The sequence below is a fragment of the Pseudomonas sp. GW821-FHT07G10 genome (assembly GCF_059418545.1).
In genome coordinates this window covers 45,186-58,465 of sequence record NZ_JBWKQB010000011.1, presented here as the reverse complement: position 1 = coordinate 58,465, position 13,280 = coordinate 45,186, and the positions used below count along the sequence as shown (strand labels likewise).

10 protein-coding genes and 1 pseudogene are annotated in these 13,280 nt (G+C 59.6%); 3 read left to right on the top strand and 8 right to left on the bottom strand.

What is annotated here, in order from left to right; all coding sequences use genetic code 11:
* Nucleotides 1-20: 20 nt before the first annotated feature.
* Complete coding sequence (locus AC07O1_RS14465) at nucleotides 21-1,064, top strand: RHS repeat-associated core domain-containing protein (RefSeq protein ID WP_495089145.1); 1,044 nt, start codon at nucleotides 21-23, stop codon at nucleotides 1,062-1,064.
* On the opposite strand, the pseudogene AC07O1_RS14460 reads toward AC07O1_RS14465, so the two are convergent.
* Nucleotides 1,045-1,347: pseudogene (locus tag AC07O1_RS14460) on the bottom strand (hypothetical protein); the annotation flags it as partial. The gene AC07O1_RS14465 and the pseudogene AC07O1_RS14460 overlap by 20 nt on opposite strands.
* A gap of 126 nt (nucleotides 1,348-1,473) precedes the next feature.
* Here AC07O1_RS14460 and AC07O1_RS14455 point away from each other — a divergent pair.
* Nucleotides 1,474-2,562 carry an RHS repeat-associated core domain-containing protein gene (locus AC07O1_RS14455; RefSeq protein ID WP_495089144.1) on the top strand — a complete coding sequence of 363 codons (1,089 nt, stop codon included), beginning with the start codon at nucleotides 1,474-1,476 and terminating at the stop codon, nucleotides 2,560-2,562.
* A 120-nt stretch (nucleotides 2,563-2,682) separates the two neighbouring features.
* Here the strand turns inward: AC07O1_RS14455 and fdhA are convergent, their stop codons facing one another.
* The 7 genes from fdhA to glyA form a co-directional block, all read right to left on the bottom strand.
* A complete protein-coding gene (gene fdhA / locus AC07O1_RS14450) occupies nucleotides 2,683-3,882 on the bottom strand; it encodes a formaldehyde dehydrogenase, glutathione-independent (protein ID WP_123581242.1) in 1,200 nt (399 codons plus the stop codon).
* Between the two features lie 199 nt (nucleotides 3,883-4,081).
* Entirely contained in the window at nucleotides 4,082-4,939 is an 858-nt protein-coding gene (gene purU / locus AC07O1_RS14445) for a formyltetrahydrofolate deformylase (RefSeq protein WP_494990616.1), read from the bottom strand.
* 139 nt (nucleotides 4,940-5,078) lie between these two features.
* Nucleotides 5,079-5,711, bottom strand: a complete 633-nt coding sequence (locus AC07O1_RS14440; protein WP_495089143.1) for a sarcosine oxidase subunit gamma — start codon at nucleotides 5,709-5,711, stop codon at nucleotides 5,079-5,081.
* Between the two features lie 193 nt (nucleotides 5,712-5,904).
* Nucleotides 5,905-8,922: a sarcosine oxidase subunit alpha gene (locus tag AC07O1_RS14435; protein WP_495089142.1), complete on the bottom strand. Its 3,018-nt coding sequence runs from the start codon at nucleotides 8,920-8,922 to the stop codon at nucleotides 5,905-5,907.
* Nucleotides 8,919-9,248 carry a sarcosine oxidase subunit delta gene (locus AC07O1_RS14430; RefSeq protein ID WP_494990619.1) on the bottom strand — a complete coding sequence of 110 codons (330 nt, stop codon included), beginning with the start codon at nucleotides 9,246-9,248 and terminating at the stop codon, nucleotides 8,919-8,921. Before AC07O1_RS14430 ends, AC07O1_RS14435 begins: the two co-directional genes overlap by 4 nt.
* Before the next feature lie 14 nt (nucleotides 9,249-9,262).
* On the bottom strand, nucleotides 9,263-10,513 hold the full coding sequence (locus AC07O1_RS14425; protein WP_489362507.1) for a sarcosine oxidase subunit beta: 1,251 nt from the start codon (nucleotides 10,511-10,513) through the stop codon (nucleotides 9,263-9,265).
* A gap of 23 nt (nucleotides 10,514-10,536) precedes the next feature.
* Nucleotides 10,537-11,790, bottom strand: a complete 1,254-nt coding sequence (glyA, locus tag AC07O1_RS14420; protein WP_494990620.1) for a serine hydroxymethyltransferase — start codon at nucleotides 11,788-11,790, stop codon at nucleotides 10,537-10,539.
* Nucleotides 11,791-12,114: 324 nt separating this feature from the next.
* Between glyA and AC07O1_RS14415 the strand changes: the two genes are divergently transcribed.
* A complete protein-coding gene (locus tag AC07O1_RS14415) occupies nucleotides 12,115-13,155 on the top strand; it encodes a threonine aldolase family protein (protein WP_495022748.1) in 1,041 nt (346 codons plus the stop codon).
* Nucleotides 13,156-13,280 lie beyond the last annotated feature (125 nt).

Here is a 13,280-nt window from a genome sequence, read left to right as displayed (position 1 = left end):
CCTTTCAGGGAGTCACCCCCATGCCGACGAACCGCGAACCCCTGCTGTGCCGCTACCACTACGACCCACTGGATCGCCTCGCCGACTGCACGCCATCGGCGCAGGCGAGTGCACAGCGTTTCTACCTGAAAAGCCGTCTGGCCACCGAGATTCAGGGCTCGGTGCAGCGTTCGATCTTTCAGCAGGAGGATCAACTGCTGGCGCAACTACAGCGCCGGGGCAGCGCCGTGGAAACCACCTTGCTCGCCACTGATCAACAACGCTCGGTGTTGCACGCGCTCGACGCGAAACAGCCCCATCCCATCGCCTACACACCTTATGGCCATCGCACCCCGGAAAACGGCTTGCTCAGCCTGCTCGGCTTCAACGGCGAGCGCCCGGACCCGGTGACCGGGCATTATGTGTTGGGTAATGGCTATCGGGCGTTTAACCCGGTGTTGATGCGGTTTAACAGCCCGGACAGTTGGAGTCCGTTTGGGGAGGGTGGGTTGAATGCGTATGCGTACTGCGTAGGGGATCCGGTTAATAGAAGTGACCCCACCGGGCATTTCCCTAATTTGTTTAAAGGTCTATTAAACATTTTAGGGCTCAGAACACCACGATTCCGAGGAGCGGCCACTGCATCCCAAGACATGATGGCCACCACAAACGCAGCGCGTATGGTTACCCCGATGGGAAACTCAGCTTCGCCAGTCACACCGCCCTTGGGCAGCGCGCCCTCTTCGAGAACATTTACTAACCTTCCTTCTGAACCTCCCGCTTATTCTTCCGGGAATTTCACTGGCCTTAGGCCTCCACTTCAACACGGCGCTCCCCCCACTTATCGCACGTCACCACCTGGTTACGATACGAACGGGATACCAATCAAAATAAAACGGCATAAGTGGAAGGAACCGAAGGAAGGCCCCGCTCCCACTTATTGGGAAGCTATGGATTTACCAGTCCCCTATAGGAGTGGCAGACTGGCGAGCCAGAGTAGCGATATATTCGACACTCCAATATCCCGCGAACAAGTCGCCCATAACAGAGCGCTCCTCAGGGAGTTTATAAGAAGACGGAGATAGTTGCAGCGTGTTTTTTCACGCTGGTAAACATTTCATCCGGATCAATCACAAACTTCTTCGGCACACCAGCATCGAACTCGCCGTACCCACGTGGCGCGTCATCAAGGCTGATGACTTCAACACCCACAATGTCGGCGATTTTGATGCGGTCCCACATGATGGCTTGCATCCGTTGGCAGTTGTACGTCATGGCCGTGAGCACGGGCTTCGAAGCATACAACGTCGACCCCGTCGCCCAAGTCGACGTAGCCATGGGACCCGCCGGCTCGCGCAGCGCTAACGATCAGGCCGACCGGTGTGGGCGGTTGGTGCGGGCGGCCTGACCTACCACTTTTACTAGCTAGGCAACCCAGGGCATCTGCCTGATTCTGAGACTCCCAACCTAAGGTTCTTTCAGAAAGCGATGCCTATGTATTCCATTCGCGAAACCCTGCTCTGCCGCTACCATTACGACCCACTTGATCGCCTGGCCGCTTGCTCACCATCGGCGCAGGCGAGCACCCAACGCTTCTACCTGAAAACCCGTCTGGTCACCGAGATTCAAGGCTCGGTGCAGCGCTCGATCTTTCAGCAAGGCGATCAGCTGCTGGCGCATCAACAGCGCCAGGGCAGCGCCGTCGAAACCACCCTGCTCGCCACCGATCAACAACGCTCGGTATTGAACGCACTCGACGCGACGCAGCCTCATCCCTCTGCCTACACACCCTACGGCCATCGCGCTCCGGAAAACGGTTTGCTCAGCCTGCTCGGCTTCAGCGGCGAACGACCGGACCCGGTGACCGGGCACTATGTATTGGGCAATGGCTATCGAGCGTTTAACCCGGTGTTGATGCGGTTCAACAGCCCGGACAGTTGGAGTCCGTTTGGGAAAGGTGGGTTGAACGCGTATGCGTATTGCGTGGGGGATCCGATTAATCGGAACGATCCAACGGGGCACGTCCCATCACTATTTTCGAAGCTTTTTGGCCTCCTGGATGACTTCAAGCTCCCGGCGAACAAGAAGATAATTACAACTGAAGTCACTACTCATAATTCGACCTACAGCGCTGTAGAGGGAAGCGAGTCGAGTTTTATCAATGGCATTTGGACGACTATCAAGCAATCACTTCGAAGAAACTCGACAACGACACACGAATCAATGTCACCACCAAGGCAACATATACACGACGTGGTTAGTAAAGTAACTGACCCTCAACCTTTCGTTAAAAGGCTTGGGGCAGTCAACACGAATTTAGCCAGCCATGGGGATAACACCCTTCCCATGGAGCATGCCATGAAGTATGAACAGCTCGTTCAGGAAGTAACTTCCGGAAACCTTAGTAATACCGGTGCCCATGTTGAAGCAGCGGCTATGTGGGCAGCAAAATATGCTCAAGACCGACGACCTGGCGACTTGGTCGGCATCGCCTTCAATGGAGTTGGGGGTACTCTTTTGAGTGGTGCGCAAGACCATGCCCTCCAAAAGTCCGGAGCGGCGTTACGCCGAGCATCACCTTAAAGCTGATTCTGGAGGAATTAACTTTTCAAGGGGTCAAATTGAGCGTTCTCATCATTACCCGCCAGATGCTGTAAGAAAAAAGGGCGACATCACGTCGCCCTCCTTGCACTCCAGACGCTCTTACGCCGCACTAAACAACTTATGCGGATCGATCACAAATTTCTTCGGCACACCGGCATCGAACTCGCCGTAACCACGTGGCGCGTCATCAAGGCTGATGACTTCAACACCCACGATGTCGGCGATTTTGATGCGGTCCCACATGATGGCTTGCATCAGTTGGCGGTTGTACTTCATGACCGGGGTCTGGCCGGTGTGGAAGCTGTGGGATTTGGCCCAGCCCAGACCGAAGCGAATGCTCAGGCTGCCCATTTTCGCGGCGGCGTCGACTGCACCCGGATCTTCGGTGACGTAGAGGCCAGGGATGCCGATTTTGCCAGCAACACGAACCACGCCCATCAACGAGTTGAGCACGGTGGCCGGTGCTTCGTGTTTCACGCCGGCATGGCCGTGACCACGGGCTTCGAAACCGACCGCATCGACGGCGCAGTCCACTTCCGGTTCGCCCAACAGTGCAGCGATCTGCTCGTGCAGCGGGGTGTCCTGGGACAGGTCGGCGATTTCAAAACCCTGGGCCTTGGCGTGGGCCAGGCGGATCGGATTGACGTCACCGATGATCACCACTGCCGCGCCTAACAGGCGAGCAGAAGCGGCAGCGGCCAGACCGACCGGACCGGCACCGGCGATGTACACCGTGCTACCCGGGCCAACACCAGCGGTCACTGCGCCGTGGTAACCGGTGGGCAGAATGTCGGAGAGGCAGGTCAGGTCACGGATTTTTTCCATGGCCCGGTCGCGATCCGGCAGTTTCAGCAGGTTGAAGTCGGCATACGGCACCATCGCGTATTCGGCCTGGCCGCCAGTCCAGTCACCCATGTCGACATAGCCATAGGCACCGCCGGGACGCGCCGGGTTAACGCTCAGGCAAACACCAGTGTGCATCTCTTTGCAGGAACGGCAACGGCCACAGGCGACGTTGAACGGCACCGACACCAGGTCGCCGATCTTCAGGTTCTCGACATCACTGCCTTTCTCGATCACTTCACCGGTGATCTCGTGGCCCAGAACCAGACCGGTCTGGGCCGTGGTACGGCCACGCACCATGTGCTGGTCCGAACCACAGATATTGGTAGACACCACACGCAGGATGACACCGTGTTCGATCTTCCTGCCGCGCGGGTCCTGCATTTTGGGATAGTCGATTTTTTGTACTTCGACCTTGCCATTGCCCAGATACACCACACCACGATTACCAGACATGCTTTCACCTCGCTGTTGTTTTTATGTAGCGCTCGCGTCGCCAATGGGAGGCAGCGCGTTGATTGCTCGGGTTTATTGCCTGTGTGTTTCTGTATTGTTTGAAAGGACGCCTCGCGGGCAAGCCTCGCTCCTACAGGCGTACGCGCTCGTCGCAGGAGCGAGGCTTGCCCGCGATGGGTCGCGAAGCGGCCCCCAAAATCTAAAGAACGACGGTTCTATTGGCGTTTAGAAATACGCGTCTTTCTATGTGATACCCAACCGCCCGCGCCAACGTCAGCCCTTCGATGTCACGCCCCTTGGCGATCAGGTCTTCGGGATAGTGGCTGTGGTCCACCGCTTCCACACCCTGGGCGATGATCGGGCCTTCGTCCAGGTCGTTGTTGATGTAGTGCGCAGTCGCGCCGACCAGTTTCACGCCTTTGTTGTACGCCTGGTGATACGGCTTGGCGCCTTTGAAACCCGGCAGCAAGGAGTGATGAATATTGATCGCCTTGCCATCGAGTTTGCGGCACAGCTCCGGCGACAGCACTTGCATGTAGCGAGCAAGGATCACCAGTTCGGCACCAGACTCTTCGATGACTTGCCACACCTGACGCTCTTGCGCCGGCTTGTCGTTCGGGTCCAGCGGGAAGTGGTAGTAGGGAATTCCATGCCAGTCGGCCAGGGGCTTGAGGTCCGGGTGATTGGAAACCACCGCGGCCACGTCCATGGACAACTGGCCGATGCGTTGGCGGTAGAGCAAGTCGTTGAGGCAGTGATCGGCCTTGGAAACCATGATCACTACTTTTGGCCGGTGGTGCGGCGGTGTCAGTTCGAAAATCATCCCGAAAGCGTCGGTCCGCTCGGCCAGACCCGCGCGGAACGCCTGTTCGTCGAAGTCGTCGGGCTGACGGAATTCCACACGAATGAAGAAGCGGCCGGAAAGCCGATCATCGAAGGAGTGGTGCTCGGTGACGTAGCAACCCTGTTCGAACAGAAAACGGGTCACCGCATCCACCGTGCCCAGGACGCTGGGGCAATCGGCGGTCAAAATCCATGTGTCTGGGGCGCGGCTCATAGTGCGGTGACTCCTGTAGCGAACTGATCGTTCCCACGCTCCGCGTGGGAACGCCGCCATGGACGCTCTGCGTCCGTTTTTGTGACGCAGAGCGTCACGGGATGCATTCCCACGTGGAGCGTGGGAACGATCATCCGTATCAGGCCTGAACGCTAAGGCCGTATTCCGCAGCTGCATCCTGCAACCACAGCCACCAGTAATCGGAGAAGCTGCGGCGGATCAGCAGTTCCCAGGTGTCTTCGGCGGTGTGGCGGATCACCAGTTGCGACTTGGCAAACACGGTGCCGACGGCTTTACCCACCGGGAAGTTGTTGGGGTGCACGTCGTAGCTGGTGGATTTCATCAGCACTTCGCGGACTTTCGGGCCACTGAGTTCGAGAATCTGTTGGCCGCCGCTGACGTTGACGATGGAGATGTGCAGAGCACCCAGCGCTTCACGCAGTTTTTTCTCGGCAGCGAACTCTTCACCGCTCGGCACGATCAGCAGCCATTCGTCCGGCCCCATCCATTGCAGACTGGTTTCGCCTTTGGCGACGACGGTCAGGGCCACTGGCAATTCCAGGCCCAGGGCCTTGTGCACGCCAGCGGCGAACGCTGGATCATGGCCGTCGCCACGAATGGTCAGATGGCCGAGGAGTTTTTTCTCGCGCACGGTCACGCCGGCGTTCTTGCGGCCCTTGCCCACCAGGCTGGCGAGGTCGGCATGATGCAACGACGACTCGGCCTTGGCCCCGGAGGTTGGGCGTTGTTGGTAAACATTGGCTGCGGTCATAAAGCACCTGTTCTGAATTCTGTTGGTTCCGGCCCTTGTGGTGGCTGCTCTATCGCCATCGCGAGCAAGCTCGCTCCCACAGTGGACTGATGCCTGGCACAAATTTTTCTGGCGACTTCAATCCTGTGGGAGCGAGCTTGCTCGCGATGCAGACGACGCGGTTTCACGGCGCGCCCACAGGACCCGAGGCCATTTAAACGTTCTGGCGATCGCCTTTCGGATCGAAGAACACCGAAGAAACGATTTCCGCTTCGATCACGCTGCCGTCGGCCAGAGGTGCGAAGACTCGCTCGCCCAGACGCTTGAGGCCGCCTTTGACCACAGCCAGGGCAAACGAGTAGCCCAGGGAGTTGTGGGCATAGCTGGAGGTCACGTGACCGACCATGCTCATCGGAATCGCTTGCTTGGTGTTGAACACCAATTGCGCACCTTCCGGCAGCCATTTGGTCGGGTCGATCGGCTTCAGACCAACCAACTGTTTGCGTTGATCACGCACGCAGTCTTCCCGGTTCATGCCGCGCCAGCCGATCCAGGAGAACGGTTTGGTGCGGCCAACACACCAGCCCATGTTCAGGTCGTCCGGGGTCATCGAGCTGTCGGTATCCTGACCGACGATGATGAAGCCCTTCTCGGCCCGCAGTACGTGCATGGTTTCGGTGCCGTACGGGGTCAGGTTGTACTTTTTGCCGGCCTCGACGATTTTTTCCAGTACGCCCATGGCGTAGTCGGCCTGCACGTTAACCTCGTAGGACAGCTCACCGGTGAACGAAATACGGAACACCCGCGCCGGTACACCGCCTACCAGGCCTTCTTTCCAGGTCATGAACGGGAAGCCGTCCCGGTCCAGATCGATGTCGGTGACTTCGCTGAGCAGCTTGCGGCTGTTCGGCCCGGACAGGGTCATCGTCGCCCAGTGGTCGGTGACCGAGGTGAAGTACACCTTGAGCTCTGGCCATTCGGTCTGTTGGTAGATTTCCAGCCATTGCAGCACACGAGCAGCGCCGCCGGTGGTGGTGGTCATCAGGAAGTGGTTGTCCGCCAGACAAGCCGTAACGCCGTCGTCGAACACCATGCCGTCTTCTTTACACATCAGGCCATAACGGGCCTTGCCCACATCGAGCTTGGTCCAGGCGTTGGTGTAAACGCGGTTGAGGAACTCCCGCGCATCCGGGCCCTGGATATCGATTTTGCCCAGTGTCGACGCATCGAGCAGGCCGACGCTGTCGCGCACGGCTTTACATTCGCGTTTGACGGCGGCGTGCAGGTCTTCGCCGTTTTTCGGGAAGTACCAAGGACGCTTCCATTGACCGACGTCTTCGAACTCGGCGCCGTTCTTCACGTGCCAGGCTTGCAGGGCGGTGTAACGCACTGGCTCGAAGATATGGCCACAGTGACGACCGGCTACCGCACCGAAGGTCACCGGCGTGTAGTTCGGGCGGAACATGGTGGTGCCCATTTGCGGGATGGTCACGTTCAGGGAACGTGCCGCAATGGCCAGACCGTTGACGTTGCCGAGTTTGCCCTGGTCGGTACCGAAACCCAGTGCGGTGTAGCGTTTGACGTGCTCGACCGATTCGAAACCTTCACGGGTCGCCAGTTCGATGGCGGCGGCGGTGACGTCGTTCTGCAGGTCGACGAATTGCTTCGGCGCCCGTGCAGTGGCTTTTTCATGAGGCACCTGGTACAGCGCCAGGGTTGGCTCTTCCAGACGGGTCAGGGCTTTTGGCAACACGCCCTGGACCACTTTGAACCCGGCTTCGCTGGCAGCGCGCACGCCACCTTCAAAACCATCGGCCAGCGTGTCGCCAAGGCTGTACACGCCATTCACACCACCGACGCACACGCGTTTTTGCGGTGCTTCGCCCGGTACGAAACCGAGGATGTCTTCACGCCAGATCGGCTTGCCGCCCAGGTGCGAAGCGAGGTGAACGACTGGGCTGTAGCCGCCGGAGCTGGCCACCAGATCGCACTCCAGCCATTCGCCAGGGCTGGTCACGGTGTGGGCCTTGACGTCGATGGCCGCAACGCGAGCCGCGGTCACATGTTTGCTGCCACGAGCTTCGACCACTGCGCTGCCGGTCAGAATACGGATGCCTTTGGCCCGTGCTTCTTCTACCAGCGCACCGCGCGGATTGCTCCGTGCGTCAGCGATGGCCACCACTTGCAGGCTGGCATCGAGCCAGTCCAGCGCCACGCGATAGGCGTGATCGTTGTTGGTGGAAAGCACCAGTTTCTTGCCTGGCGCTACGCCATAACGACGGACGTAAGTCGAGACTGCGCCGGCCAGCATGTTGCCCGGCACGTCATTATTGCCGTAGACCAATGGACGCTCGTGAGCGCCGGTCGCCAGCACCACACGCTTGGCGCGGACCCGGTGGATACGCTGACGCACTTGACCGATCGGTGCACGGTCGCCGAGGTGATCGGTGAGGCGCTCGTGAATGGTCAGGAAGTTATGGTCGTGGTAGCCGTTGACCGTGGCGCGCGGCAACAGCAGCACGTCCGGCAGGGATTTCAGTTCAGCAATGACGCTGGCGATCCATTCGGCGGCTGGTTTGCCGTCGAGGCTTTCGCGGGTGTCGAGCAGGCTGCCGCCGAACTCTTCCTGTTCGTCCGCCAGAATCACCCGGGCACCGCTGCGCGCGGCTGCCAGAGCGGCTGCCAGACCAGCAGGGCCAGCGCCGACGATCAGCACGTCGCAGTGCTGGTTCATGTAGTCGTAGGTATCCGGATCGTTCTCGGTCGGCGAACGGCCTAAACCTGCGGCCTTACGAATGTATTTCTCGTAGGTCATCCAGAACGATTGCGGGTACATGAAGGTTTTGTAGTAGAAGCCCGGCGGCATCAGCTTGCCGCCGACCTTGCCGAGAATCCCCATCATGTCGTTGTTGACGCTCGGCCAGCCGTTGGTGCTGCTGGCGACCAGGCCCTGGTACAGCGCCTGTTGAGTGGCGCGCACGTTAGGGATCTGCGTGGCTTCAGTGGCGCCGATCTGCAGCACTGCGTTCGGCTCTTCGGCACCGGCGGCGAAGATGCCACGCGGGCGGGAGTATTTGAAGCTGCGACCGATGATATCCACACCGTTGGCCAGCAAGGCTGCGGCCAGGGTGTCGCCTTCGAAGCCTTTGTAGCTCTGGCCGTTGAAGGTGAAGCTCAAGACTTTATTGCGGTCGATCCGGCCGCCGTTGGACAGACGATTGATCTGGCTCATACCTTCTCTCCCAGAGCCGTCGCGGCCGCTTTCGGACTGTCTGCTTTACCGGTGAATTGCGGCTTGGCGCCGATCTTGTAGGTTTCGAGAATCTCGTAGGTCACGGTGTCACGGGTGGCGTTGAAGTACTGACGGCAGCCGGCGACGTGATCCCACAGTTCGTGGTGCAACCCGCGTGGGTTGTCACGGAAGAACATGTAGTCGCCCCACTGCTCGTCAGTGCAAGCGTTCGGGTCCAGTGGGCGCGGGATGTGCGCCTGGCCGGATGCATGGAATTCCTCTTCGGAGCGCAGTTCGCCGCAGTGAGGACAGAAGATGTGCAACATAGGGATTTCTCCTGTTAGTGGGCGACAGCTGCAGCGCCGTGTTCATCGATCAACGCACCGCTGTGGAAACGGTCGATGGAGAATGGAGCGGCCAACGGGTGCATTTCACCCTTGGCCAGGCTTGCGGCAAACACGTTGCCCGAGCCAGGTGTCGCTTTGAAGCCACCGGTACCCCAACCGCAGTTGAAGAACATGTTCGGAACCGGGGTTTTCGAGATGATCGGGCAAGCGTCCGGAGTGGTGTCGACGATGCCGCCCCACTGACGGTTCATGCGTACGCGGGACAACACCGGGAACATCTCGACGATGGCCTGAACGGTGTGTTCGATCACCGGGTACGAACCACGCTGGCCGTAGCCGTTGTAGCCGTCGATACCGGCGCCGATCACCAGGTCGCCCTTGTCGGACTGGCTGATGTAACCGTGTACGGCGTTGGACATGATCACGCTGTCGATAATCGGCTTGATCGGCTCGGACACCAGCGCTTGCAGCGGATGGGATTCGATCGGCAGACGGAAACCGGCGAGTTTGGCCATGTGCCCGGAGTTACCTGCGGTGACCACACCGACGCGCTTGGCGCCGATGAAGCCCTTGTTGGTTTCCACACCGATGCACACACCGTTTTCCTTACGGAAACCGATCACTTCGGTCTGTTGAATCAGGTCCACGCCCAAGGCGTCGGCGGCACGGGCAAAGCCCCAGGCCACGGCATCGTGACGCGCCACGCCGCCGCGACGCTGGACGGTAGCGCCCATCACCGGGTAACGAGTGTTTTTCGAGCAGTCGAGGTACGGGATCTCGTCCGCCACTTGCTTGGCATCGAGCAGTTCGCCGTCCACGCCGTTGAGGCGGTTGGCGCTGACCCGACGCTCGGAATCACGGATGTCCTGCAGGGTGTGGCACAGGTTGTAAACGCCACGCTGGGAGAACATCACGTTGTAGTTCAGGTCCTGGGACAGGCCTTCCCAGAGTTTCATCGCGTGTTCGTACAGGTGCGCCGATTCGTCCCACAGGTAGTTGGAGCGAACGATGGTGGTGTTGCGCGCGGTGTTACCGCCGCCCAGCCAGCCTTTCTCGACCACGGCCACGTTGGTGATGCCGTGCTCCTTGGCCAGGTAGTAGGCGGTCGCCAGACCATGCCCGCCACCGCCGACGATGACCACGTCATAGACCTTTTTCGGGGTCGGCGTGCGCCACATCTTCTGCCAGTTTTCATGGTGGCTGAGGGAGTGTTTGAAGAGGCCGAAGCCCGAGTAGCGTTGCATAGTCATTTACTCCAAAACTGCTCTCAGCGGTAAACCGGGAAGTCCGCGCACAGGGCTGCCACATTCTTCGCCACATCGGCCTCGACATCGGCATCGCCGAGGTTGTCGAGAATGTCGCAGATCCAGCCGGCCAGCTCGACGCACTGAGTGACCTTGAAGCCGCGAGTGGTGACCGCCGGGGTGCCGATTCGCAGGCCCGAGGTGACGAACGGCGACTGTGGATCGTTCGGTACGGCGTTCTTGTTCACGGTGATATGAGCGCGACCCAAAGCGGCGTCAGCTTCCTTACCGGTGAGGCCCTGACGGATCAGGCTGACCAGGAACAGGTGATTGTCGGTGCCGCCGGACACTACATCGTAGCCGCGTTTGATAAAGATGCTGGCCATGGCCTGGGCGTTGTCGATCACTTGTTGCTGATAAACCTTGAAGCCAGGCTCCAGCGCTTCCTTGAAGCACACCGCTTTAGCGGCGATCACGTGCATCAGCGGGCCGCCCTGACCACCAGGGAATACGGCAGCGTTGAGTTTCTTTTCCAGCTCTTCGTTGGCACGGGCCAGGATCAGACCGCCACGTGGACCGCGCAGGGTTTTGTGAGTGGTGGTGGTGACCACGTCAGCGTACGGCAGCGGGTTCGGGTACAGACCGGCAGCGACCAGACCGGCGACGTGAGCCATGTCGACGAACAGATAAGCGCCGACTTTGTCCGCGATCTGACGGAAGCGTGGGAAATCCAGGGTTTTCGAGTAGGCCGAGAAACCGGCGATGATCATTTTTGGCTTGTGCTCGACCGCCATGCGCTCGACTTCGTCGTAATCGATCAAGCCAGTGTTGGTGTCGATGCCGTACTGCACAGCGTTATAGAGCTTGCCGGAGAAGCTGACCTTGGCGCCGTGGGTCAGGTGACCGCCGTGAGCCAGGCTCATGCCCAGTACGGTGTCGCCGGCCTGCAACAGGGCAAGGAACACCGCTGCGTTGGCCTGGCTGCCAGAGTGCGGCTGGACGTTGGCGTAGTCGGCACCGAACAGCTGCTTGGCGCGTTCGATGGCCAGGGCTTCAACCTTGTCCACGTGCTCGCAACCGCCGTAGTAGCGCTTGCCCGGATAGCCTTCAGCGTATTTGTTGGTCAGGCCGCTGCCTTGCGCTTCCATGACGCGTTTGCTGGTGTAGTTCTCCGACGCGATCAGCTCGATGTGATCTTCCTGACGTAGCTCCTCGGCATTCATGGCCGCCAGCAGTGCATCGTCATAACCCTGGATTTGGTCTTGCTTGCTGAACATCGCGTCTCTCCCAGCGGCGGCGGTGCGCCATTCGTCTCGGTGAGGCCTCTGTCCTTGGACAGTGCCCTTTGGATGCGATGGTATGACCGGCGCAGACAGGCCAAATGCCTATGGACGCCACGTAAAGGTGCGTTTACGACATAGGCTGGCGCATGGAGATAAATGACCTTAAACAGACTGCGATGCCAGGGGGTAAATACCTACCGACTGTCGGCCCCTCACCACAGGGTGTTTACCTTGAGCCTTTTGCTACAGAATCAGCAGATGTGCGCTTCCTGCGATTCTGGTTAAAGTGCGCACCATCATCGACCACAGGATCCGGCCATGACCGATAAGAGCCAACAATTCGCCAGCGACAACTATTCCGGCATCTGCCCTGAAGCCTGGGCGGCCATGGAACAGGCCAATCAAGGCCACCAACGCGCCTACGGCGACGATGAGTGGACCGCACGCGCTTCGGACGACTTCCGCAAACTGTTCGAAACCGACTGCGAAGTGTTCTTCGCCTTCAACGGCACCGCAGCCAACTCGCTGGCACTGTCGTCGTTGTGCCAGAGTTACCACAGCGTAATCTGCTCGGAAACCGCCCACGTCGAAACCGACGAATGCGGCGCACCGGAATTCTTTTCCAACGGCTCCAAGCTGCTCATCGCAGGCACCGAAAACGGCAAACTGACCCCGGAATCGATCCGCGAAATCGCCCTCAAGCGCCAGGACATCCACTACCCGAAACCACGCGTCGTGACCCTGACCCAGGCGACCGAAGTCGGTAGCGTCTACACACCGGAAGAGATCCGCGCCATCAGCGCCACCTGCAAAGAGCTGGGCCTGAACCTGCACATGGACGGTGCGCGCTTCTCCAACGCTTGCGCGTTCCTCAATTGCTCGCCCGCCGACCTGACCTGGAAAGCCGGCGTTGATGTGCTGTGCTTCGGCGGGACGAAAAACGGCATGGCGGTGGGTGAAGCGATTCTGTTCTTCAACCAGAAACTCGCTGAAGACTTCGACTACCGCTGCAAACAGGCCGGGCAACTGGCTTCGAAAATGCGTTTTCTCTCGGCGCCGTGGGTCGGCCTGCTGGAAAACGACGCCTGGCTCAAACACGCCCGCCACGCCAACTACTGCGCGCAATTGCTGAGCGAGCTGGTGAGCGACATTCCAGGGGTTGAACTGATGTTCCCGGTGCAAGCCAACGGCGTGTTCCTGCAACTGTCGGAATCGGCCGTCGCGGCGCTGACCGCCAAGAGCTGGCGCTTTTACACCTTCATCGGCAAAGGCGGCGCCCGCTTCATGTGCTCGTGGGACACCGAGGAAGAGCGGGTACGAGAACTGGCGGCGGATATTCGAGAAGTGATGTCCCGCTAACCCCCGTCACCCTGATCATTCCCACGCTCCGCGTGGGAATGCCTCTAGGGACGCTCCGCGTTCCTGCCTCACCGCCTACGTAGAGCCGAACACCGTTGTGACGCAGAGCGTCACGGGCTGCATTG